The 24472-nt window shown below is 61.5% G+C and carries 20 protein-coding genes; 13 read left to right on the forward strand and 7 right to left on the reverse strand.

Translation table 11 applies throughout. The features are described from left to right. Positions 1 to 2: 2 nt before the first annotated feature. Genes LA304_RS08245 through LA304_RS08255 form a run of 3 tightly spaced genes read right to left on the reverse strand, consistent with a single transcriptional unit; the run spans position 3 to position 2855 of the window. The gene (locus LA304_RS08245) at positions 3 to 803 is read right to left on the reverse strand and encodes an FMN-binding protein (RefSeq protein WP_224502665.1); all 801 of its coding nucleotides are present in this window, start codon (positions 801 to 803) and stop codon (positions 3 to 5) included. Further along, positions 796 to 1575, reverse strand: a complete 780-nt coding sequence (locus LA304_RS08250) for an RnfABCDGE type electron transport complex subunit D (RefSeq protein ID WP_224502666.1) — start codon at positions 1573 to 1575, stop codon at positions 796 to 798. The genes LA304_RS08245 and LA304_RS08250 overlap by 8 nt, the downstream gene beginning before the upstream one ends. Continuing rightward, the gene (locus tag LA304_RS08255; RefSeq protein ID WP_224502667.1) at positions 1572 to 2855 is read right to left on the reverse strand and encodes a biotin/lipoyl-containing protein; all 1284 of its coding nucleotides are present in this window, start codon (positions 2853 to 2855) and stop codon (positions 1572 to 1574) included. Before LA304_RS08255 ends, LA304_RS08250 begins: the two co-directional genes overlap by 4 nt. Positions 2856 to 2977: 122 nt before the next feature. On the opposite strand from LA304_RS08255, the gene LA304_RS08260 reads away from it, so the two are divergent. Beyond that, positions 2978 to 4162, forward strand: a complete 1185-nt coding sequence (locus LA304_RS08260) for a cytochrome c3 family protein (protein ID WP_224502668.1) — start codon at positions 2978 to 2980, stop codon at positions 4160 to 4162. Between the two features lie 82 nt (positions 4163 to 4244). Here the strand turns inward: LA304_RS08260 and LA304_RS08265 are convergent, their stop codons facing one another. Genes LA304_RS08265 through LA304_RS08275 form a run of 3 tightly spaced genes read right to left on the reverse strand, consistent with a single transcriptional unit; the run spans position 4245 to position 6770 of the window. Continuing rightward, a complete protein-coding gene (locus LA304_RS08265; protein ID WP_224502669.1) occupies positions 4245 to 5021 on the reverse strand; it encodes a MetQ/NlpA family ABC transporter substrate-binding protein in 777 nt (258 codons plus the stop codon). Between the two features lie 23 nt (positions 5022 to 5044). Next, a complete protein-coding gene (locus LA304_RS08270) occupies positions 5045 to 5719 on the reverse strand; it encodes a methionine ABC transporter permease (RefSeq protein WP_224502670.1) in 675 nt (224 codons plus the stop codon). After that, the gene (locus tag LA304_RS08275) at positions 5709 to 6770 is read right to left on the reverse strand and encodes a methionine ABC transporter ATP-binding protein (protein ID WP_224502671.1); all 1062 of its coding nucleotides are present in this window, start codon (positions 6768 to 6770) and stop codon (positions 5709 to 5711) included. The genes LA304_RS08270 and LA304_RS08275 overlap by 11 nt, the downstream gene beginning before the upstream one ends. Positions 6771 to 7198: 428 nt before the next feature. Between LA304_RS08275 and LA304_RS08280 the strand changes: the two genes are divergently transcribed. From LA304_RS08280 to LA304_RS08335, 12 genes are all read left to right on the forward strand, one after another. Next, positions 7199 to 8677: a ShlB/FhaC/HecB family hemolysin secretion/activation protein gene (locus LA304_RS08280; RefSeq protein ID WP_224502672.1), complete on the forward strand. Its 1479-nt coding sequence runs from the start codon at positions 7199 to 7201 to the stop codon at positions 8675 to 8677. A 4-nt stretch (positions 8678 to 8681) separates the two neighbouring features. Continuing rightward, positions 8682 to 10094, forward strand: a complete 1413-nt coding sequence (locus LA304_RS08285) for a YML083C domain-containing protein (protein WP_224502673.1) — start codon at positions 8682 to 8684, stop codon at positions 10092 to 10094. 181 nt (positions 10095 to 10275) lie between these two features. Continuing rightward, complete coding sequence (locus LA304_RS08290) at positions 10276 to 11901, forward strand: ABC transporter ATP-binding protein (protein ID WP_224502674.1); 1626 nt, start codon at positions 10276 to 10278, stop codon at positions 11899 to 11901. 208 nt (positions 11902 to 12109) lie between these two features. After that, positions 12110 to 12631 (forward strand): MarR family winged helix-turn-helix transcriptional regulator, encoded by a 522-nt coding sequence (locus tag LA304_RS08295; protein WP_224502675.1) that lies wholly within the window; start codon positions 12110 to 12112, stop codon positions 12629 to 12631. After that, positions 12628 to 13332 carry an SDR family NAD(P)-dependent oxidoreductase gene (locus LA304_RS08300; RefSeq protein ID WP_224502676.1) on the forward strand — a complete coding sequence of 235 codons (705 nt, stop codon included), beginning with the start codon at positions 12628 to 12630 and terminating at the stop codon, positions 13330 to 13332. Before LA304_RS08295 ends, LA304_RS08300 begins: the two co-directional genes overlap by 4 nt. Before the next feature lies 1 nt (position 13333). Then, a complete protein-coding gene (locus tag LA304_RS08305) occupies positions 13334 to 14665 on the forward strand; it encodes an NAD(P)/FAD-dependent oxidoreductase (protein WP_224502677.1) in 1332 nt (443 codons plus the stop codon). 102 nt (positions 14666 to 14767) lie between these two features. Next, entirely contained in the window at positions 14768 to 16432 is a 1665-nt protein-coding gene (locus LA304_RS08310; RefSeq protein ID WP_224502678.1) for a peptide ABC transporter substrate-binding protein, read from the forward strand. Between the two features lie 115 nt (positions 16433 to 16547). Further along, complete coding sequence (locus tag LA304_RS08315) at positions 16548 to 17498, forward strand: ABC transporter permease (RefSeq protein WP_224502679.1); 951 nt, start codon at positions 16548 to 16550, stop codon at positions 17496 to 17498. A gap of 13 nt (positions 17499 to 17511) precedes the next feature. Further along, positions 17512 to 18393: an ABC transporter permease gene (locus LA304_RS08320; protein WP_224502680.1), complete on the forward strand. Its 882-nt coding sequence runs from the start codon at positions 17512 to 17514 to the stop codon at positions 18391 to 18393. A gap of 1 nt (position 18394) precedes the next feature. After that, complete coding sequence (locus LA304_RS08325; RefSeq protein WP_224502681.1) at positions 18395 to 19720, forward strand: NAD(P)/FAD-dependent oxidoreductase; 1326 nt, start codon at positions 18395 to 18397, stop codon at positions 19718 to 19720. Between the two features lie 42 nt (positions 19721 to 19762). Then, the gene (locus LA304_RS08330; protein ID WP_224502682.1) at positions 19763 to 21115 is read left to right on the forward strand and encodes an NAD(P)/FAD-dependent oxidoreductase; all 1353 of its coding nucleotides are present in this window, start codon (positions 19763 to 19765) and stop codon (positions 21113 to 21115) included. Between the two features lie 55 nt (positions 21116 to 21170). Continuing rightward, the gene (locus LA304_RS08335; protein WP_224502683.1) at positions 21171 to 22091 is read left to right on the forward strand and encodes a 2-hydroxyacid dehydrogenase; all 921 of its coding nucleotides are present in this window, start codon (positions 21171 to 21173) and stop codon (positions 22089 to 22091) included. 4 nt (positions 22092 to 22095) lie between these two features. Here LA304_RS08335 and LA304_RS08340 read toward each other — a convergent pair whose 3' ends face one another. Next, positions 22096 to 24417, reverse strand: a complete 2322-nt coding sequence (locus LA304_RS08340) for a Tex family protein (RefSeq protein WP_224502684.1) — start codon at positions 24415 to 24417, stop codon at positions 22096 to 22098. Positions 24418 to 24472: the final 55 nt, after the last annotated feature.

Raw genomic sequence — 24472 nt, forward strand, 5'->3', positions numbered from 1 at the left:
GGTCAGAACTCCCCACGCTGGATGGCGTCGATCAGAGGGCCGTATCCATCGGGGCCGAGCCAGAAACGCATGATCCGCGTCACGGCGCTTGAGGTGCGCGTCGCCCCTGTGATCCCGTCAACCTCGAACTCGCTGCTCGCGCGTCCTTTGGCGACGGCAAAACGCACAGCGCCGCTTGCGTCCGCGATCTCTTTCCCGCGCCATTGCGAAAGCCACGCAGGTTCCTCGATGCGTCCGCCCAGACCGGGGGTCTCGGCTTGGGCCAAGACGGCCAGACCCGCGATGGTGTTCATGTCCGCCCTGAGCGCGAGAATGGCATCAATCGGGGCGACATAGCCTGCCCCGCTGATCGGCAGCAGCGCGAGTGAAATTTCGCCGTCCGCCCCGCGCAGGAAGTAGATCTGCGCGTAGTTCGGGCGCTGCCCGAGACCGGCGAGGTCCTGCCCTTCGGAGAGACCCGTCCAGTTCGCATTGTCCTCCAGCGCAGCGGAGAGAGTGGCGGGCGTGACGTCAGTCGCGGCTCTTCCTTCGGTCAGATCGACAACGACGGTGGAGAGAGAGCCGCCCTCCGCGGCCATCAGTTCAGACATGCCTGGGATGCCCGCGATCAGCCCCTCAAGACGCGCCTGTTGTTCGGCGGCACGGTTGGCGGCTTGGATCGGGCGCAGGATCACGGTCGCCCCGCTGACCCCGAGGGCACAGATGGCCGAGACCAGAAACGCCATGACCAAGGTCTTGGTCCGGCTTTCGTTCGGCAGAGCGAGGAGTTTCCGCCACGCGGTGATCGGGTTCATGTCAGCCATGACGTTTTCTCCTTTGCCTTACCCAGAGAGCGAGCGCGGCCTCGTCGAAGAGTGGCGCGAACAAAGATGCGAGGAATGCGGCCGAGACAGTCATTTGCACCGGTGCGGCCCCCTGCCATTCATGAGCGAAGAGGACTACAAATCCCCCATAGACCGCCCCGTAAAGCCAACGGCCGAGGGAGGTCGAGGCGCCCGCGACCGGATCGGTGACGAGGAGCGCCAACACCAAAACAGCGGCGGGCAAGATTGCTGAAATCGCAGGATCGCCGCCGGAATACGCGATCCCGAGGACCGCAAAGGCCGCGATAATGACGCGCATAGACAGAATGCCGAACAGTGCGCCAATCGCCAACGCAGGCAGCGCCGCCCAAAAGACGGGTGCAACGAAATCAGGCCACGGTGCCGCCGGAAAACCAAAGCCCAGAAAGGCAATCGTAACAGTGGCCGGATTGAGTACATTGCGCCCCCAGCCTCCAAACACCAATTCGGCCATGACCGTGCCGAAACTGACGCCGAGGGCCAACCGGATCAGACCCAAATCTTCGGGCGCGATCATGGCGACTGCGATTGCGGACAGCACACCGGCCAGAGAAGGCGATTGTGCCCGCGCCAGCATAAAGACCATGTGCCAGACGCCGGATATGATCAGAGTGAGGCTGAGTCGCCCAATCGCATCAAGGCCCCCGAACCAGAGCCACGTCAGCACCATCGGCATAAGCGCCAAGAGCAAGAGTGCTGCGACCATCTCGCGATCCCACATCCCGCGCCTCATGCGACACCTTCCTCTTCTTCAATGCGGTCCAGAAGCGCCCGCAGTTGGGTCATGAGACGCGGCGATGCGCCCGTCGCATAATCCGCCAGCGCGACATCCTCTTCCAACAGAGACAGACCGCCTAGACGGGTGAAGCCCTCAACATCGCCGGACGCCAAGATACGGATCAGCGCAGCGGAGGGGAGCGCGCGCCCGAACGCGAGATCGAGCGCGGCTGTTGGAATGATCGGCGCGCGTCGCGACACATGATCGAGCGCCTCGTTGAACCAGTGACGGTTCTTCGTGGACGTGTCGCGCGTGAGCACCGTGACTTGCCGATCCCTGTGCGACAACCAATGCGCGGGCCGCCCGTCCAGAAACGAGCCGGACAAGACCGCATGCGGTCCGGGGCGCAGAAGCGACTGGCTCAACCCGCGCAGGTCCGCGCCCGGCTGGCACTGAACCAGTTTCGCCTCTCTGAGCGCATCGCCCGAAATAGAGACCACACGCGTCGCGGGCACATAGCCCGTCTCCAGAAAGGAACCGATATCCGCGACATCTTTCGCATGGATATCCCAGACAGGGGCCTCGACCCGCGCGGGCATGTGGCGATGGATCATCAGACCTGAAAGGCCGTTGGGATGAACTTTGCCGGTTCGAATGCGGGTGACGCCCCCCGGAAGCGCGCCGGTGTAGGAGGACGCCTCTGCCTCACACAGGAATATGCGTGCTTCTGTCAAGCGCGCGAGCGCGTCGAGACCCCGCGAGAACTCCTCTTCGCGGCTTGCAAGGCGCGGGAGCGGATCCGGCGCGTCGGGTCGTGAGTCGGTCGCCATGACGAAAATCGCGGCAGGGATTGCGCCCGGTTTTGGCACATGCCCGAACGGACGGCTTCGCAACATGCGCCACAGACCGGACATCTGGAGAACCCTGCGCAGCTCGTCCGTATCGTGGCCTGCCTGAGACACATCATAGGCATAGCGATCCCCGCCAGCCTCATGAAACAGCATCATTTGCGACAGCCGATGCCCCGGGCGAAGTTCGATTTTCGCAACCCGTCCCGCCATCGGAGCCGTCAGATACATGTCCGGCATCGCCCGCAACCGCAGAAGGGGCTGCCCTTGCGCCACGCTGTCTCCGTCGCCAACCAGCGAATCAACCCGCAACTCCTCACCGTGTGCTGGCGTGATTGCGGCTTCGTCAGTGATGTGTAGCGCCGGAGCATCGGGCGTTAGAGGCGGACCGACGCGGGGCATAATAAGTCCCGCAGAGAAGATTGAGCCAAACATCTCAATGTCCATTTTCGCGCCGAAATACCAAACTGTTTGAATATCGAGGCGTCAGGTGAATTGCGTGAATCTGTAATTCCAGATAACATAGTCGTGCGCGAAAGTGGAGCATCTTTAGCGGGGGTCTGACGACCATGTCTTTCAAACGTAAATTCTTTTTTCCAATCCTTGTCGGTTTTTCAATCGCAGCAAATCCGAGTATTTCGGTCGCACAAGATCAGGCAGAAGAGCCGGTTCGTGACATCGAAGAGATCGCAGAAGATCTCGAACTCTATGTGATGCCGGACGCTGGTCCGTTCCGTCCTGACCAGATCGAGATCAAGAACAAGCTGGCGATCGGAGAGTGGGCGCGATCCGGTCACGCCCTGTCGACAGCAGAGGCGTTCACCCATTGGGATGAAGAGGGCGAGGTGCCTGTCGCCTGTGCCACCTGTCACTCCGGTGCGGGTTTCAGATCCTTCTATGGCCTCGACGGAAGCGAAGCGGGCGTCATCGAAGCACCGATGCCAACCGGCGGGGTGGTTGATTGTGACACCTGCCACAATCCCGGTCTGGCCTCCGTCGAAGAGGTCAAATTCCCGAGCGGCCTGATGCACCCGATTGCCCCCGGCGAGGCGTCCTGTTTGACGTGCCACCAAGGACGGGCGTCCGGCCTGAGCATCGAGGCCTCTGTCGCCGACAAGGCGCCGGATGAGACGAACGCGGACCTGCGCTTTATCAATCCGCACTATGCCCTCGCGGCGTCAACGTGGCTCGGCGGTTACGGCGGGTCGGGGTATCATTATGAAGGCAAAGAGTATTCGGGCCGGTTCTTCCATGCGCGACCGGTAGCGAGCTGTGTGTCCTGTCATGATCCACATAACCTCGAGGTGTCGCAGACAACCTGCATGAGCTGCCATGTGGACGGCGAGCCGGACAACATCCGCCTTTCGCGGATCAGCTACGACGGCAGCGGCAACCTCGACCAAGGGCTGCGCACTGACGTGTCGCACAATGCCGACCGGCTGATGGGACTCATTGAGGAGTATGCCGAGACGGTCGCAGGGACCGCGATGCTCTATGACGGACATCGGTATCCCTACTTCTTTGCCGACGCGAATAACGACGGTCAAATCGACATGAGTGACGGACGGGCGGTTGCCTATAACACTTGGACGCCGCGTCTGTTGAAAGCCGCGTACAACTGGAAGTTCGTGACAACCGACAAAGGCGCCTTTGCCCACAATCCGCACTACGTGCTGGAGCTGCTTTATGACTCGAGTGAGGATCTCATGAGCGCGCTCGGCGGTGACATCGCGGCCACCGGAATGATGCGCTAACAGAGGGCAGAGTTCTTTTTACCGGACAAAAAGAAAGGGAGGGCCGCGGCCCTCCCTTTCCTGTTTCTGCGCGGGATAAGGCTTACCAAGAGGTGAGCACGGTCCCGTGGTAGCTCTCTTCGATGAAGGCTTTCACTTCATCGGAGTGGTAGGCGTCTACCAGCGTCTGGACCCACGGTTCGTTTTCATCACCGGTGCGGACGACGATGACGTTCACATAGGGGTTCTCTGCGCTTTCCATGGCGATGGAGTCCTCTTTCGGGCTCAGGCCGGAGGCGATCGCGTAGTTCGTGTTGATCAGGGCAGCGTCCAGATCGGCGAGCGAGCGCGGCAGTTGCGCGGCATCGAGTTCCTGGAACTTCAGGCCCTTCGGGTTCTCGGTGATGTCGAGCACGGTCGGTTTCAGACCAGCGGCCGGGTCGAGTTTGATCAGGCCAAGCTGTTGCAGCACCAGAAGCGCACGACCGCCGTTGGTCGGGTCGTTCGGGATGCCAAAGCGCGCGCCCTCTTCGAGATCGGCGAGATCGGTGACCTTATCGGAATAGACACCCATCGGCGTGGTGATCGTGTTGCCCACGACGGTGAGGTCAAACCCGCGGTCCGCCATCTGGTTGTCGAGATAGGGAACGTGCTGGAAGGAGTTGGCTTCGATGTCACCATCGGCCAGCGCCTGGTTCGGGATCACGTAATCGGAGAATTCGACAACGTCGATGTCGAGCCCCATGGGGGCCGCAACCTTTGCGACCTCTTCCATGATTTCGGCGTGTTCGCCCGGGGAAACGCCGACCTTGATTTCTTCGGCGATGGACGCGGATGCCATCAGGGCGAGGACGGAGGTGAGACTGGCAAGTCGCAGCATGTGTGAACTCCTATATGTTGCGATTATTGACCGCGCCCTTTGGGCGCGCGTTTGTCCACGCGGGCGGCGATCCACTCTCCGAGGGATTGCACGAGCTGGACAAGAACGATGAGAATGACGACCACGATGGCCATGACTTCAGGCATGAAACGCTGATAGCCGTAGCGGATGCCGAGATCGCCCAAACCTTCGCCGCCCACGGCGCCGACCATGGCAGAATACCCGATCAGGCTGACGACGGCGAGGGTGAGGCCAAGGGTGATCGCGGGCAGAGCCTCGGGGATCAGAACCTTGCGGATGATTTGCAGGGGCGTGGCGCCCATGGCGCGGGCGGCTTCGATCAGGCCGCTATCCACCTCACGAATGGCGTTTTCGACCAGTCGCGCGATGAAGGGCACCGCCGCGATGGTCAGGGGCACGATGGCCGCTGTGGTGCCGATGGAGGTGCCTGCCACGAGCCGCGTGAACGGGATGATCGCCACGACGAGAATGATGAACGGCACAGAGCGCGTGGCGTTCACCACGAGGCCGAGGACCGTATTCACGAGCGGCGCAGAGAGCAGTTCGCCCCGTTGCGACACCGCGAGATAGGTGCCGAGCGGCAGTCCGAAGACCGTGCCCAGAAAGGCCGAGATCGCCACCATGTAAAGGGTCTGACCCGTCGCCTCGATCAAAAGGTTGATGAGATTAGCTGACATAGCCGAGCACCTCCGTCAAAAGCTCGTGGCGTTCGAGATAGGCCCGCGCCTCGTCCGCGCGCGCAGCAGGCAGGGAGATCAGGAGATTGCCGAACGGATGCGTGCCGATCTCTTCGACGGCACCCGCCAGAATGTTCACTTCGATGCCCAGATCCTTCGTCAGGAGCGCGAGCATCGGATCGGTCGCGTGCTTGCCTGCAAAGGTGACGCGGATCACTTCCTCGCCGCCGGTGGCGGGGCGTGTCGCGGTGAGTTTGTGCTCGACGAAAGCGGGGAGTTTGACACCCGTCACGCCCGACAGGAACGAACGCGTCGTGGGATGTTGCGGCGCGGTGAACACGTCATAGGTCCGGCCGTGCTCTACAATTTGTCCGCCATCAATCACCGCCACGTGGCTCGCGATGTCGCGCACCACGGCCATTTCATGGGTGATCAAGAGAATCGTTAGCCCGAGATCGCGGTTGATGTCTTTCAGCAGCGACAACACGGTTTGCGTGGTCTCGGGATCAAGGGCCGAGGTCGCTTCGTCCGACAACAGAACCTTCGGTTCCGTCGCCAAAGCGCGTGCAATACCGACGCGCTGTTTTTGTCCGCCCGACAGCTCCGCCGGATAGCGTCCGGCCTGTTCGGTCAACCCCACACGATCAATCAGCTCCGCCACCCGCGGCGCAATTTTGTCAGACGAGACCCCCGCGATTTCCAGCGGCAGCGCGATGTTTCCCGCCACGGTGCGCGAGGACAACAGGTTGAAATGCTGGAAAATCATCCCGACATCGCGACGGATCGCGCGCAGGGCGCTCCCCTTGGAGGCTCCGACATCGTGACCACCGACCCTCACCCGTCCGGAGGTCGGCATCTCCAACCCGTTCACCATGCGCAACAGCGTGGATTTCCCCGCGCCCGAGCGCCCGATGATCCCGGTGATCGCCCCCGGCTCCACGGTTAAGGACACGTTCTCTAGCGCCGTCACGGTCCCGCCGCCCGGCTTGGTATAGGCCTTGCCAACCGCATCAAAGGCGATTGAGGCCGCTTGGCTCATGGTGTTCGTCATTGTTTGTCAGGCCATTCCACGAATTCGGAGTGCTCCGTAGATAAGAATTGACCAAAAGGTTCAAGAGCCGTTCAGCGCATATCGGCTGTGCTTTTCGGGGAAATGTTCGCCCTAACAGGCAGATTTTCAGATTTGCATCCAGCGCGAAGGCATAACGGGAGAAAGTGTTCGCCCGCCCTCCCCGTCCACTGGATATCCTCCTTCTCTTTCATGTCGGGTCGCGCGGAGGCGGTGAGGTCGACCATTTAAACGCAGTGGTGGAAAAGGCTTACAGATCACCGAAAATGTGACATTGTGAATGCCAATACTCAAAAGAACATTTTTTTCCGTTGAATGACAGCGCGCGGCACGTGCGAGACGACCAAGACGATCAGGAGACTTTTATGTATCGACCCCTATTGAGCACCGGAGCGGTCTTAGCCAGTTTTATGGCGATACAGCCTGCGGGTGCAGAGGCCCAAGATTTTGAGCAATATAACCTCGTGGGCGTGACCCAATACGACGCGATGGAACTGCTCTCGTTTGCATCTCAGGCCGCGCTGCATCAGTCCGGCGAAATTACGGCCCAGAGCCTCGCTCAAACGGTTCAGGCGATTTACCTCGAAGATGGCTATTTCCTCGCCGAAGTCTTTATCGCGGCAGACGGAACAACCGTGATTGTGGATGAGGGCGAGATCGGCTCCATCTCCATCGAGGGCACGGACGCGCAGACATCGGAGCTCATCGGTTCCTACATGGCCCCCGTGATCGGACGGCGCGGGATCACGCAAAAAGACTTCGAACGCTCGATCATGCTCGTTGAGGATATCGAGGCCATCTCCGCCACCGCCGCCATCGACTATGCGCCAAACGATCCGCATGCCCGCCTCACCCTACGCACTGAGGAGCTCGACAAAAGTTTCGGGAGCGTGACTTTGGATCACCCGTCGCGTGGTCTCGATGAGGCCGCGACGCTGACATTTGGTCAGACGTATTTAAACGCCCTCACCCCGGGCGACATGGTGCGTCTGGAGGCGTCGACCACGCTTGAATATGGCTCCTCCAACGACTCCACGTGGGGGGCGCTCACCTACCGGACGCCGTTTGGTGGTTCCGGTGCTTTTGTTGAGGGCTATCTGGGCACTGTGACCGCGTTCAGGAACGCTGACGGGCTGCTACAGGAAACCGATGTCGAAGGCCGCACCGCGATCTTCGCCACCGGGTTTCCGTTCGTGCGCGATGTTGACACCTACGGCTACGGTCTCGCCGAATTCCGACATGCGGCCTCTGACGTTGATGTTGCGGGCAATCCGATCGATAGCGAAGTCAACGTCCTCGCCCTGTCGTGGATTTATGGGGCTGCCTTCGACAATGGCGGCGCCTTCGAATACGCCCTCTCCTACGCGGCTGGTGAGCGCAGCGGAAATGCTGGCGGGCTCGACGATGGCGATGACAGCTTTAGCTACATTCGCTTTGGCGGCGGGATCGAGCATCCTCTAACCGGCCTTTCTCAGGATACCTTCCTGCGTGTGGAACTCTGGGGGCAATACACGAATGACCGCTTGCCCGGACTGGAGGAATTCCATCTCGGCGGACGCTCTGACGAGCGCGGCTATCTGTTCGCAGAGGCCACCGGTGACACCGGGATTTCGGCAAGCTTCGAGATCGACTACGATATTTTTCCAGACCATCAAGCGATCCGGCACCTGAGACCGTTCGGCTTTCTCGACGTCGGCTACATCGAAAACAATGCGCCGGGCGTGGACGAAATCGACCACATGACACTCGCGTCTCTTGGTCTCGGCCTTGACGCCGACTTCAATCAGGGTGTGCGTTTCAAAGGCTACATCGCGACGCCTTTGAAGGACGGAACATCGACGGAGGCGGGTGACCCCGCACTCTATCTCAGCCTCTCGAAACAATGGTGAGCACATGAAACATCTCGTTCTTGGCTTTATCGCCACCACGTTTGCAATCGGTCTCGCATCCGAGAGTCAGGCGCAACAACATCTCGGATGGTGCATCGGGGTCGGCAACAAACACGCCGCAAGCGAATGCGGCGCCTCCTCCGCAACGGGCGGCACGACGGGAGGCTCGGTCGCGACGGCCAATCAGCTGCCCCCGACCACGGGCACTCAGGGGCCAGTTCCGGACACGGTGCAAACCATTCAGGAAATCCTGCCTCTCGATCCGACTGTGATCACCGGTTTCGGACAGGTGCCGGACCCGCAACCGGGCGGCTCCTTCACCGGCACGTCGCTCGTTCTTTCGCCATTGCCACAGCAAACGCTAACCGGCACCTCGCCAGTTCCGCCCCTGCAAGCCCTGCCCACGCCGTCGTTTACGGGCGGGCAGCCGCAGACCATCACGATTAAACCTGTGCCGCCAACGACTTTCACCGGCGTCGGTCCGGTGGGTCAGTTGCAGGTTCAGGCAACGCCGTCGTTCACCGGTGGGCAGCCGCAGATTGTGACGATCAAACCGCTTCCGCAGACGGTTTTCACAGGCACTTCTCCCGTGATCCCGCCGCAAGCGATCCCCACGCCGTCCTTCACGGGTGGCCCCGATCCAGTGGTCATTCAGCCGCAGCCGCAGCCGCAGCAGACGCTAACCGGAACCTCGCCGGTGATCCCACCGCAAGCCATGCCGACGCCATCTTTCACAGGTGGCCCCGCGCCGTTGGTGATCCAACCGCTGCCGCAACAAACTCTAACCGGAACCTCGCCGGTGATCCCGCCACAGGCGACACCCACGCCATCCTTCACCGGCCAAGGCCTTCCGACCCTGGTCATCGCGCCCAACCCGCCGCAGACGTTCGTTGGCTATGGTCCGGTGCCAGTGAGCGTCATCGTGATGCCGACACCGGCCGCGACACCGCAGGCTGTCCCCACGCAGGTGCCTCAGCTCGTTCCGAATATGACGCCGCAAGCGACGCCCCAAGCAACCCCAACCCCAACCCCGCAGGCAACCACTGTCTCGACACCGATGGTAATGCCGCGCCCGAAACCAAAACCGAACCTGCATCCGCAGGTCTCTGTCTCCGGTGGCGCGGTTGTCGAACACGTGCCGAACCCGACGCGCGAAATGGTCTCCGAGAATTTCGTGACGGCCAAGGCGGGCAGTCAGACAACGCATGACGCCCCGCGCTTTGCCTCCGCGGAGGGCGATGTCTGGCGCTGTATGGCCAGTGGTCACGGCAAACGCCGCAGCTACGCCGACGAAGAGGCAAGCGCCTCTGGCGCCTTGGTCCATGTCGGTGCCGTTGACGTGCTCGGCCGTGATCTACCTGCGCTGCATCCGTCGCACAGCAACTGCATCATCGCGGTCAAACGCAGATCCGAGTGAGCGCTATCAGGATGACATATTGACCGTTTTCGCACAGAAATGATGCAGAGGACGGCAATTCGCGCGCAAATATGTGTCAGTTTTCTCCGTTCCTGCCCAAATCACCGCCGCGGGCGTTGCCCCGCTCCGGAAATCGGCTCCTTTTGGGCGGGCATAATAATTACAAACGATGAGAAAACTGATGACCAACCAGACAACGGGCACCACGCCCGTTTTGTCCGTGCGCGACCTGTCGGTGGCGCTACCGGGCAAACATGACCGCCCCTATGCCGTTCAAAATATCAGCTTCGATCTGATGCCTGCGGAGATCCTCTGCATCATCGGGGAATCCGGCTCCGGCAAATCCGTGACCGCGAATACGGTGATGGGCCTTCTGCCCGACGTGATGACCATCGAGAAAGGGCATATCGACTTTAAAGGCCGCTCCCTCCTTGATCTGCACGAGGCCGAGCTGCGCAAGCTGCGTGGCCGCGCGGTGTCGATCATCTTCCAAGACCCGCTTTCGGCGCTGAACCCGCTGATGACCATCGGCGATCAAATCCGCGAAGTGCTTGACACGCACAACATGGGCACGCCGGACAGTCGGGCCGCGAAAGTGCTCGAGATGCTGACAGAGGTCGGTCTGCCCGATCCCAACCTGATCCAGCACCAATATCCCTTCCGCCTCTCCGGTGGTCAGCGCCAGCGTGTGATGATCGCGATGGCCCTCGCGCTCGGCCCCGATATCCTGATTGCGGACGAACCGACCACCGCGCTCGATGTGACAACGCAGGCGCAAATCCTCGATCTCATCAGCCGCATCCAACAGCGCAAAGGCATGAGCGTCATGTTCATCACCCATGACTTCGGCGTCGTGGCCGAGATTGCGGACCGTGTGATCGTGATGGAGAAAGGGCACCTTGTCGAACAAGGCCCCGCGAAACAAGTGCTCGCATCGCCTGCGCATCCCTACACGCAAAAGCTCATCGCGTCGGTTCCGAAGATGCGCGAAGTGGACCGCGAACGCGCGCCGAGCCGTCATGTCGCGCTCGACGTGAAGAACCTGCACAAGACCTACCGCACGCGCAGCGGCTTTCTTGGCCGGATGCGTGAGGTGAAGGCGGTCGATGACATCAGCTTCACCCTGCACAAAGGCGAGACCATCGGCATCGTCGGGGAATCCGGATCGGGGAAATCCTCCATGGGTAAGGTGCTCATGAAGCTCATTCCCGCCGACAGCGGCGAAATCCGGTTTCAGGGCGAAAACACTTTGGCCCTTGATGAAGCCAACTTCCGCCCGCTCCGCCCCCGCATCCAGATGATCTTTCAGGATCCGTTTGCCTCCCTCAACCCGCGTTTCACGATTGGTCAGGCCCTCACCGTCGGGCCGATCGCCCATGATCTCCTGACGCGCGAAGATGCGCGCAAACGGGCGGAGGAACTGCTCGAACTCGTCGGGCTGGACCCGTCGGCCTTTGACCGTTTCCCGCACGAGTTCTCCGGCGGCCAGCGTCAGCGCGTCGGCATCGCGCGGGCGCTCATGTTTGATCCCGAAGTGATTGTCGCGGATGAGGCGGTGTCCGCGCTCGACGTATCAATTCAGGCGCAGGTGCTTGAACTGCTGGATAAAATCCGGCGCGAACGCAAGCTTGCGATGATCTTCATCACCCACGACCTGCGGGTGGCGAGCCAGATCAGCGACGAGATCATCGTGATGCATCGCGGCAAAATGGTCGAATACGGCCCGCCGTCGCAGATTTTCCAGGCACCGGAACATGAATACACGCGTTCTCTCATCGCGGCGATTCCGGGTGCCACGGCGGCGTAACGACTCAAAGCGCTTTTAGAAGTTCGGGAAGGGGCAGCCTTGGTTGCCCCTTCTTTTTTGCTTACTGCGTGGTCAATCGCCGGCTTCGGTTCGGCTCAGGTGAACGAAAAAGAGGCAATAGTTGTTTTTTGCAACTACTTAGTTGTGAATTACAACTTTCTGGTTGCGGCCAGAGGGCTGGGCCTCAAAACATGAAGGAAAGATGACAATGACGACGGATCGCACCCCGCCCATGACCGACACTGACCGCACCCACGACGAAGAGCCGCTGACGCTCGCCGGATTGCAGATCGACGTGCTCGCGGGCGCGTTCAGCTGGTATATCCGGTCGCTCGATTTCGTCGTGTCCCGCGACCTTGATCAGCGGATGGGTCATCTCGATGTGGCGAAGGGCAAGGGTAAGATCACCGCGCTTTTGCTCGTGGACCGCTACCCCGGCGTGCGCCCCTCGCAAATCGCCGAGGTTCTGATGCGCGACCGTCCGACGACGGGGCGGATCATCGATGCCCTTGTCAAAGCCGGAGATATCCGCCGCGAAGCCGATGCGGATGATCAACGCGCCCATGCGCTCTTTATCACCGAGCGAGGTCACGAAGTGGCCGAACAGGTCCGCAACGTCATTCAGCTGCAGGAAGACGAGTTCTTCGACTTTATCGAGCCGGAAGACCGCGAAGTATTCATGCGCATGTTGAAACGCGCTTATCTGAACATGAGGAAAAAACTCGAATGAGTGACACCCGTATCGCCCTGATTTCCGGCGCGAACCGTGGCATTGGGGCCGCTGTCGCGCAGGTGCTTTTCAACGCTGGCTGGACTGTGTCGTTAGGGATGCGCACCCCGCAGATGCCGGATTGGGCAGAGGACGCACCGGACCGCGTGCATGTCTTTGCCTATGACGCCGCCTCCGAGAAGAGCGCGCAGGATTGGGCGAAAGCGGTCATGGAGACCCACGGACGTATCGACGCCGTGATTGCCAACGCAGGGATCATGATCCCGAAAACCCCCATCGAAATCACTGACGACGAGATGGCGCAGCTTCTCGATATTAACGTTCAGGGCCCGCGCCGGTTGGCGGCTGCGTGCTGGGACGGGCTGAAAGTCTCCGGCAAGGGCCGCGTGATCATCCTCGGGTCGCTCTCGGGCAAACGCGTGAAATCCGCCCGCGCCGGATCCTACGCCATGTCCAAATTCGCGGCCGTCGGTCTCGCCCACGCGCTGCGGCACACGGGGTTCGAAGACGGCATTCGCGCGACCGTCGTCTGTCCGGGCTTTGTCGCGACCGACATGGCCTTGGCCATCAGCGACCGCGCCGCAGAGGCGATGACTGACCCCAAAGACCTCGCCGCCGTGATCCAAATGCTGATCGAGCTGCCGAACGAGGCGAGCGTCGCCGAATTCTGCGTCAATTGCCAACTTGAGGAGTCTTTCTGAGATGCCAGGTCCTTTTGTCGTTCCCGTCCATGGTGATCTCGAATTGCCGAAAAAAGTCGATGTCGTCGTTATTGGCGGTGGCATCATCGGCGCCTCGACCGCGCTCGAACTCGCGGATCAGGGGCTGAAAGTCGCGCTCTGTGAAAAGGGCGGGATCGGTCATGAGCAATCGAGCCGCAACTGGGGCTGGGTGCGGATCACCCGCCGCGACCCCCGCGAAATCCCTCTGATGGCCGAAGCCCTGCGTATCTGGCCGACGCTGGCCGAACGCACGGGCCGCGATCTCGGTTACACACGCTCCGGCATCGCCTTTGCCTGCGCGACGAAGAAAGACTTTGAAGACCACGAAAGATGGCTCGAACATCTCAAGGACTACCAGTTCGATAGCAAAATGCTCTCGGCCAAGGAGTTCAACGAAAAGACCCCCGGCATGAAGATGAACATCGAAGGGGCGCTATACACCTCTGTCGATGGTCGGGCGGAACCGCAAAAGTCGGCCCCTGCGATTGCCGAAGCCGCGCGGGATCGCGGGGCGCATATCCTCACCGAATGTGCCGTGCGCGGGATCGAAACGGCGGGCGGCAAGGTCTGCGGCGTCGTGACAGAGCGTGGCGAGATCGCCTGTGAGCAGGTCGTGCTCGCCGGTGGCGCATGGTCGAGCCTCTTTGCACGCAACACCGGCCTGCGCCTGCCGCAGCTCAAGGTCAAAAACTCCGTGATCCGCACCAAACCGCTCGAAGGCGGGCCGGAACACGCGATCTGGTCCGAAGGCTTCTCTGTCCGCAAACGTGAGGACGGCGGCTACACCATCGCTGACGGGTTCCGGAACATTGTCGACATTGTGCCGGACAGCTTCCGTTATATGCGCGACTTCCTCCCTGCCCTCGGCGCGGAGTGGAAAGCCCTCATGCTGCGCTTTGGGGGCCGCTTTTATGACGAGGCCCGCATCCCGAACAAATGGTCGCTCGATGAGGCCAGCCCGTTTGAATACAACCGCGTGCTCGACCCGAAACCGTCCTTCACGCTTCAGGACAAAGCCCTCGCCAATCTGCGCAAGGCGTTTCCGGTGTTCGAAAAAGCCGAGATCGCACAACGCTGGGCCGGTGCGATTGACGTGACGCCCGACGCCATTCCGGTGATCTCTCCGATTGACGACATTCCGGGTTTCTACATTGCCACCGGGTTCTCCGGCCACGGGTTCGGGATCGGACCTGCCGCCGGTCGTCTGGCCGCTGATCTGGTCACAGGTCGCGCCCCGATTGTGGACCCGACACCCTTCCGTTTTAGCCGCTTCAGCGATGGATCGAAGATCGAAATCATCTCTGGCTACTGAATGCGCACGCGTCCGTTCCCGCGGGCGCCGCAAATGTCGGTTCGTGAAACGCAAGCGCGGACCGCTCCTCCCCCAACTTGCGAGACCAATAGGGAAAGTATGATGACTGACGAGAAGAAACATTCCGCACATCTCAATCGCCGCCAAACCCTGATGATGATGGGTGCAGCGGGTGCAGCCGGCCTGATGGGGCCGATGGCCATCGGCCGTGACCGCGCGTTTGCCGCCAATGCCGACCCGTCCGGCCAACTGGTGCTTGCGTTCTCGCAAGAGCCGACCGTCTTCAACCCGCTGATGCCGCACATCGAAGTGGACGAAGGCCTCTACTACGCTGTCTACGACACGCTGTTCGACTTTGATCCGGCCGGTGAATTCTTCCCGATCCTCGCGGCTGAAGTGCCGTCCGTTGCCAATGGCGGCATCTCCGCAGACGGTCTGAACTGGAGCCTCAAGCTCAAAGAAGGCGTGACCTGGCACGACGGCACCCCGTTCACCGCAGAAGACGTGAAGTTCTCTCTCGAACTGACCATGGACCCGGATTTCCGCTCCTTCCGCTCCACAGGTTACAAGCTGATGGAAAACATCACGGTCGTCTCCCCGACCGAACTGACCTGGACCATGAGCGAACCGTTTGCGCCGATGGCTGCGATCCTCGCCTCCACCTACATCGTGCCGAAGCACGTGTTCGACGGTGTTGCCGACAAAAACGACACGATCCTGAACACCGCGCCGATCGGCACCGGTCCGTTCAAGTTCAAGAGCCGCATGGCCGGTGACCACATCGAGCTCGAGGCCAACAAAGACTACCACATGGATGGTCCGTTCCTCGAAACGCTGATCATCAAATACGTGCCTGACCTGAACGTCATGTATACGCAGTTCAAATCCGGCGACATCGACGTCATCGGCCTGCAATACATCACACCGGACCACCTCGAAGAGGCGGAAAAACTCGAAGGTAAGACTGTGAAGGTCGCGGGCACCGCAACCTTTGAATCCATCGGCCTCAACATGACCCGCCCGCAGTTTCAGGAACTGGCCGTGCGTCAGGCGCTTTATGCCGCCATCGACAAAACCTCGATCATCGATGCGCTCTATTATGGCGTGCCGACCCCGACCGAGACCTACATGCCGCAGCAGTCCTACTACTACAACGAAAGCCTGCCGAAGCATGAGTTCAACATCGAGAAAGCAAACGCGATCCTTGATGAAGCTGGCTGGGTCAAAGGCTCCGACGGCATCCGTGAGAAAGACGGCGTAAAGCTCTCCTTCTCCAACTCCACGACCGCAGGCAACCACCTGCGCGAACAGGCGCAACAGTTCATCCAACAGACCTTCGCCATGATCGGCGTGCAGATGGAGATCAAGAACTTCCCGCCGGCTGTCATGTGGGGCGACTACTGGATGAACTCCGAATTCGACTCCGTTGTCGTGGGCCTCAACACCCTCGCCGGTGCGGATCCGGATACCTCGGACTACTTCATGTCCACCATGTCTCCGGCACTCGGCGGTTCCGGCCAGAACACCTTCGCCTACCAGAACCCGAAGGTGGACGAACTGCTGACCAAAGGCGCTGCGAACTTTGTCCCTGAAGAGCGCAAAGCGATCTACGAAGAAATGCAGGCGGTCATGCGTGACGATCTGCCGTTCCTTCCGATGTTCCAATACGCCGTGATCAAAGGCTGGAAAGACGACGTGACCGGCCCTGCGCCGAACGTGAACAACCGCATCGACACGTGGAACGTGCGCGATTGGAAACGTGGCTAAGGCCACCACGTCCTAACAAAACCCCGAGATGCGGCGCTCCCTTCCCACCGCATCTCATGGCCAGCCGCTTCCCTTCGGCTGGCCCCCCTAACAACCGCACAAGGAGGGCGGCGACATGCTGCGCTATATTCTCTCCCGGCTCGGTCAGAGCCTTATTCTCTTGGTGATCGTTTCCTTTATCGGGTTTGCCGTGCTCACGCTCGCACCCGGTGGTCCGCTGTCGCAATTCGCGCTCAGCCCGGGCATGACACAGGAGCAGATTGACAAGATCGCTGCGCAGATGGGCCTCGACCGCCCTGTTGTCGTTCAATACTTCGACTGGATCACCAATCTCGTCGTGGGCGACTGGGGCACCTCCTATCGTGACGGGCAATCGGTCCTGCACGTGATCGGCAGCCACCTGTTCGCAACGCTCCTCCTTATGGGCACCGCGACCGTCATTTCCGTCTCCCTCGGCAGCACCATCGGCATCTTCAGCGCGCTGAAACGTGGCTCCGCCTTTGACTACACGATGACGGTGTTCGCCATGGTCGCCCTGTCGATCCCGACCTTCTGGTTCGGTCTGATCGCGATCTACTTTTTCTCGCTCAACCTCGGCTGGCTACCTGCGGGCAATATGTACACCGTCGGGGATGGATCCGTGCTCGACTATGCGAGCCACTTGATCATGCCGGCTGCGGTGCTGGCGTTGGTCGATGTCGCGATCTGGAGCCGCTATATGCGCACCTCCACCCTCAATGTGATCAATCAGGATTTCGTCCGCACGGCCAAGGCCAAGGGCCTCCCGCGTCGCCGTGTCGTGCTCAAACATATCGTCGGCAACTCGCTCGTGCCCATGATCACGCTGGCGGGTCTGCAATTGCCGATGGTTCTGGGGGGCGCGCTCGTGACCGAGACCGTGTTCACATGGCCCGGCATGGGTCGTCTGTTCCTCGATAGCCTCGGCTACTCCGACTACCCCGTCGTGATGGGCCTCCTGATGGCCTCCGCCATCCTCGTCCTCGTCGGCAACCTCGCCGCAGACCTCATCGTCGCTCTGATCGACCCCCGCATTCGTCTCGACTGAAGGATTGCCAGATATGAGCTCACTCACAGCGAATACCCCCGCGCGCCGTCCTTTCATCAAGTCCCGTGCCCTGCGCCGGTTCCTGAGCCACAAGCTCGCCCTGATCGGTGTCATCATGGTGCTGACGCTGACGGCGGCCTGTTTCCTCGGGCCGTTCTTCCTGCCCTATGACGAACTTCACATCGACCTGATGGCCCGCTTTGCGCCGCCGGGATCGGGTGGCCACATCTTCGGCACCGACCCCTTGGGCCGTGACATCGCCGCCCGCCTGTTCCACGCCGGACAGATTTCGATGGCCGTGGGCTTTGCGGTGATGATCATCGCAACGACCATCGGTTCCGTCGTCGGCGTGGTTTCCGGCTACTACGGGGGCAAGGTCGCCGCCGTCCTGATGCGGATCGTGGATGCCTTTCTGTCCTTCCCGTCGGTCTTCCTGCTCCTCGCGCTCGCCGCCTTTATCCAGCCCGGGCCGGTGATGATCGCTCTGATCATCTCTGCAACGAGCTGGATGGAAGTCGCACGGATCGTGGAGGCAGAGGTCAAATCGCTCCGCAATCAGGATTTCGTCCAAGCCGCCCACATGCTCGGCCTGTCGAACCGCTGGATCATGTTCCGCGAACTTCTCCCGAATGCCATCGGTCCGATCATCGTGGCCGCAACACTCACCGTGGCCCGCGCCATTCTGTTGGAGGCCTATATCTCCTTCCTCGGCTACGGCATCCAACCGCCGCTTCCGAGCTGGGGCAATATGCTCAACGGCGCGCAGCAGTATCTGCAATCGGCTCCGTGGCTCGCCATCGTTCCGGGCCTTGCGATCACCATCGCTGTGACTGGCTTCAACTTCATCGGTGACGGTCTGCGCGACGCGTTCGACAGCCGTGCGCAGGGCGAATGAGATGAAACCCAAGTTCTCCGAGTTCAAAGACACGCTCTGGTATGCGACCGCGCCGGAGGCACCGGAGACCCAGCCGCTGCGCGGTGAGGTCACGGCGGATGTCTGCATCGTCGGGGCGGGCTATTCCGGCCTGACGACGGCGCTCGAACTCGCGCGACAGGGCGTGTCTGTCGTAGTGCTGGAACGCGAAGAGATCGGCTTTGGCGGCTCTGGCCGCAATGCGGGTCACTGCACACCGACGTTCACGCACTACAGCCTGCCGGAACTGCGCAAAGTGCTCGGAGAGCCGTGGGCAGAGCGGTTGATCCACCGCCAAACCCGCGCGAATGACAAAGTGGGGGACATGATTTCCCGCTACAACATCGACTGCGAGTGGGAGCAGAACGGCTACGTCCAAGGCGCGCTGTTTCCATCGCACCTCAAAACCCTCGCGAACAAGGCCAAAACCTACAACGAGGTCGGGGCGCGGACACGGATGCTCGACCGTGACGAGGTGCGTGCGATCACCGGCAGTTCGCGATTTTACGGCGGTTGGTTCCATGAGGAAGCAGGCGGTCTGAATGCCCTCGCCTACGCACGCGGCCTTGGTCGGGCGGTGCTCTCCGAAGGTGGGCAAATCTATACCGGATCGAGCGTCACAGGATGCGACCGCGAGAACCAGTCATGGGTCGTCAAAACCCAACGCGGATCGGTGCGGGCAGAAAAGGTGATCTACACCACGGGGGCCTATACCGTCACCGGTTGGCCGAAACTCGAAGAAACCTTCCGCATCATGCGCGTGTTCGTCGCCGCGACACAGCCCCTGTCGGCGGCGTCGCAGGCGGCTGTCCTGCCGAAACGGACAACGATCCAAGACGGGCGCGGCGATATCTACGTCTACAAATACAACCGAGAAAACCGCATCGTCGTCTCCATGTTCCCGATGGGCGCGCGCGGCAAAGACCCTGCCTATACCCGCAAGGTCCTTTCCGACCGCCTCAAATGGCTGCATCCGGAGCTGCGTGAGGAGTTGCGGTGGGAGTTTTTCTGGTTCGGCGAACTGGACATGCAGCGCAAAACCGTGCCGCGTCTCTACGGCCTCGCGCCGGGTGTCGTTGCGATGACCGGTCTTTCGGGACGCGGTGTGCCGACGGGATCAATGATCGGCGGCATCCTGTCCGATTGGGCGATGGGTGTGTCCGAGACCGACCTCGATCTGCGGGTCGAACCGCTGAGCAAACAACCCCTCTACATGAATTTCGCGCCACACGCGGCGCTGCGCGGCTATCGCCTGCGCGACGGTTTGCGGGCCATCCGGCAACGCGCGCCGCTCCCCCCACATGCGTGATTGATTTACAGGGCGCACCGCGCCGCATTTAGGAGAACCACCATGCCGGGACCGCAACTTGATCCGGTCGAGAGCAACGCCAATTTGCCCGAAGAAGTTGATGTCGTCGTGATCGGCGGAGGGATCGCGGGGGTTTGTGCCGCGCTCGAACTAATTGATCGTGGGAAAACGGTCGCGATCTGTGAAAAGGGCGAGATCGGCGCAGAGCAATCCAGCCGCAACTGGGGCTGGGTCCGCCTCACCCACCGTGATCCGCGTGAAATGCCGCTCATGGTGGAATCTGTGCGGCTCTGGAAGGCGATGAACGACCGGATTGGCGGCGAAACCGGCTATCGGCAAACGGGCGTGACCTACACGGTGACGACGGATGCGGCACTCGCGGCCGAACAACACGCCATGGATGATCTGCAAAGCTACCAAGTCCCCGCCCGCCTCATGACGCGCGAAGAGGTGAGGGAGGCCTTCCCCGGATTCACGCTCGACATCACAGGCGCACTACATAACCCCCACGATGGGCGGGCAGAGCCGCAAAAGGCCGCGCCAGCCATCGCCCGTGGCGTCCAGGAACGCGGCGGCACCGTGCATCAAAACTGCGCCGTGCGCACCCTCGAAACCAAAGACGGTAAGGTGACGGGCGTTGTCACCGAACTCGGGACGATCAAATGCTCTGCCGTGTTGCTCGCAGGTGGGGTGTGGTCGCGCTTGTTCCTCGGCAATCTCGGCATCTATCTGCCGCAGCTTCGGACGAAAAACACCGTGATGCGGACCGATCCCGTCGAAGACGGGCCCGAAGAGAACCTGAAAGCGCCCGGCTTTGCGCTGCGCAAGCGTCTCGACGGCGGCTACAACATCGCCTCCTCCATGCCGAGCCGCTATCAACTCACACCCGACAGCTTTCGCCTGTTCAAAGCCTTCCTGCCAACGCTGAAGAACGAATGGCGCAGCGTGTCTCTGGGGATTGGTCCGGCCTTTTTCGAGGCGCTGAGAACCCCACGGCGCTGGACCGGCAAAGATGTGAGCCCGTTTGAGAAAACCCGCATCCTCGATCCGAAACCCAATGCGCCCATGATCGACAAGGTGCTGGACCTGGTGAGGGGCGGCTATGCGCCGTTCAAATCCGCGAAAGTGGCGCAACGCTGGGCCGGTTACATCGACGTCCTGCCCGACGTGATCCCCGTCATTTCCGAAACCGAGGGCGTGAAGAACGGGATTGCAGGGCTCTATGTGGCGACGGGCTTTTCCGGTCACGGATTTGGCCTCGGCACGGGGGCCGGTCTTTTGGCGGCGGATCTGATCACCGGCAAAACGCCCTGTGTTGACCCGACGCCCTTCAGGCTCCATCGTTTCACCGACGGCAGCAAGATCAGCGCGATGGAAAATATCCTCAAACGATGACCCGCGCGCGGATTGTCACATGCACGTCGGGCAGGACCATTCGAACGGATAGACGATGACGATTTTATTGAATGTGACGGATCAGGACCGTCTCGACGCATTTCATGAGACCTTTGCGCGAGAGTTGCCGGAGATTCCGGTCGTCACGAGCGACATGGACTACGCGCCCGAGGACATTCGCTACATCTTCACGTGGAGACCGCTCGACGATTGGGCGGCGCTTCCCAATCTGGAAATCGTGTTCTCCGTCAGTGCGGGCATCGACCAGTTCGGCGCGTTGCCGGAGCATATCACCCTCGTCAAAATGGTCGATCCGAAAAACACGCAGAAGGTGATCGACTACGTGCTCGCCGCCTGCCTGTCCTGCATGCGGGATTTCCCGACCTACGCGGAGCGGCAGCGGCAGAAAACATGGGAGACCTCCCCGATTGTTACGACCGCCGAGACCACAGTCACCATTCTCGGTCTGGGCGAGATCGGGGAAAAGGCCGCGCGGACGCTGGCGTCCGTGGGGTTTACCGTGACCGGATGGGCGCGCAGCCCGCGCGAGATTGAGGGCGTGACCTGCAAGACCGGCGAAGACGGGCTCGACAATCTCTTGGCGGAGGCGGATATCGTGGTCTGTCTTTTGCCGCTGACCGATGAGACACGCGGCCTTCTCTCACATGACTTCTTCAACCGGATGAAAAAGGGGGCGAGCCTCGTCCACGCCGGTCGCGGGGCGCAGTGTGTGTTCGCCGATCTGGGTGACGCGCTCCAAAGCGGACAGGTCGGGAATGCGATTGTCGATGTGTTTGACACCGAACCGCTCCCGCCGACCGATCCGATCTGGGAGATGCCCAATCTTCTGATCACCCCGCACGTCGCGGGCCGGACCGACGCCCGCACCTCCGCGCACAACGTGAGCCTGAACTTGCAACGCCTGCGCGACGGCAAGGACCTGTTGTGGTGCGTGGATCGGGGGAAGGGCTACTAGCGCCTTACTTCCGCTTCATCGCGTCCATGAGCGCGGCACCCAGTGCGCCATTGCCGCTCGATTTCTGCGGCGGACGGCCCTGCGCGGGTTTGCCTTTGCCACCCTTCGCCTGTGATTTTGGTGCCCCTTTCGGCCCCGCGTTCCGGTTCGGCGCCTGTTTGTCCCCTCCGTCCTTGCGCATAGTGAGACCGATACGTTTGCGCGGCACATCGACTTCGGTCACGCGCACGCGCACCACATCTCCGGCTTTCACCACTTCATGCGGGTCTTTGACGAAACGGTCGGCAAGCTGGCTCACATGCACCAAGCCGTCCTGATGGACGCCAATATCCACAAACGCCCCGAAGGCCGCAACGTTGGTGACAGTGCCTTCGAGCGTCATGCCGGGTTTGAGGTCTTTGATATCCTCCACCCCATCGGCGAAGGCCGCCGTTTTGAATTCCGGTCGCGGGTCGCGTCCGGGTTTGCCGAGCTCTTCGAGAATGTCGCGCACAGTCGGAAGGCCGAAACGGTCATCGACGAAATCCTGCGCCTTGAGAGACCGAAGCGCCTCCGGATGGCCCATGATCTCCCGCACATCACGCCCGCAGGCCCCGACGATCCGGCGCGCGACGTCGTAGGCCTCGGGGTGGACGGCGGACGCATCAAGCGGTTCATCCCCGCCGCTGATCCGCAAAAAGCCCGCGCATTGCTCAAACGCCTTCGGCCCGAGCCCCGGAACTTTCAACAGCGCCTTGCGCGAGGCAAAGGCCCCGTTCTCATCGCGATGCGCGACGATGGAGGCAGCGACCGATTGGCTCAGACCCGCGATATGGGACAGGAGCGGCGCGGAGGCCATGTTGAGATCAACGCCGACGCCGTTCACCGCATCCTCAACCACACCGTCGAGCGCGTGGGACAGTTGGCGTTGGTCCACGTCGTGCTGATACTGGCCGACGCCGATGCTCTCCGGCGGGACTTTGACGAGTTCGGCGAGCGGGTCTTGGAGGCGGCGGGCGATACTGACCGCGCCGCGCAGGCTCACGTCGAGATCGGGGAATTCGCGGGCGGCCAACTCGGATGCGGAATAGACACTCGCCCCTGCCTCGGAGACGACAACCTTCGTCGGTTTCGGCCCTTCGATGAGTTTCAGCGTATCCGCCACCATGCGTTCCGTTTCACGGCTCGCGGTGCCGTTGCCGATGGCGATGAGTTCGATCCCGTGACGTTTCACCGCCGCCGCAATCCACGCCTGCGCGCCGCGCATGTCCATCTTCGGCTGGAACGGATAGAGCGTCGCGGTTTCCACGAGCTTGCCCGTGGCATCGACGACCGCCGCCTTCACACCCGTGCGAATGCCCGGATCGAGACCAAGCGCCGCTTTGCTCCCCGCAGGGGCCGCGAGCAGCAGGTCGCGCAGGTTGCGAGCGAAGACCGCGATGGCCTCTTCATGCGCACGGCGGCGCAATTCGCCCATGAGATCGACATACATGGTGAGCGTCAGTTTGATCCGCCACGTCCACGCCGCCGCATCGCGCAGCCAACGGTCGCCCGCACCGTTGCCCGTGATCCCGATGGCGTTACAGATGATCCCCGTTGCACGCTCTGCGCCGGTCTCCGGTTCGGGGGCGATGTCAACGGTGACGACCTTTTCCTTCGCCGCCCGCAGGATCGCAAGCGCGCGGTGGGACGGGATCGTGGACCATGCTTCGCTATGATCAAAGTAGTCCGAGAACTTCGCGCCCGCCTGTTCCTGTCCGGCCACCACGCGTGCGGTGACACGGGCCTCGGCCTTCATGAACTCCCGCAGTCGCCCGAGAAGCGCCGCGTTCTCCGACAACTCCTCCGCCAGAATATCCCGCGCCCCGTTGAGCGCATCAGTAGGGGTCTCCACCGCCTCCGACACATACCCCGCCGCGAGCGTCATCGGGTCCGCCGTCCGATCCGTTTCAATCGCGCGCAAAAGCGGCTCCAACCCGTTCTCGCGGGCGATCATCGCTTTGGTCCGGCGCTTCGGTTTAAAGGGCAGGTAGATGTCTTCGAGCGTGGATTTGGTCTCTGCCTGCGCAATCGTGCGGGCGAGATCGTCGGTCAGTTTGCCCTGCTCGCGGATCGACTCAAGGATCGCGGCGCGGCGCTTTTCCATGTCGCGCAGATAGACCAGACGATCCCCGAGCGTCCGGAGCTGCGTGTCATCGAGACCGCCCGTGGCTTCCTTCCGATACCGCGCGATGAACGGCACCGTGGCCCCGTCATCCAGGAGCGCGACGGCGGCGGCGACCTGTCGTTCGCTCGCGGAAATCTCGGTGGCAATGGTGCGGGCGATGCGGTCTGCGGTCTGATCCACTGGAAGGCTCCTCTTCGTCGGACGACCTTTCTATCCGCGCGCCGTCACCTCGCCA

The organism is Celeribacter litoreus (genome assembly GCF_020165855.1).
Classification (GTDB): domain Bacteria; phylum Pseudomonadota; class Alphaproteobacteria; order Rhodobacterales; family Rhodobacteraceae; genus Celeribacter; species Celeribacter litoreus.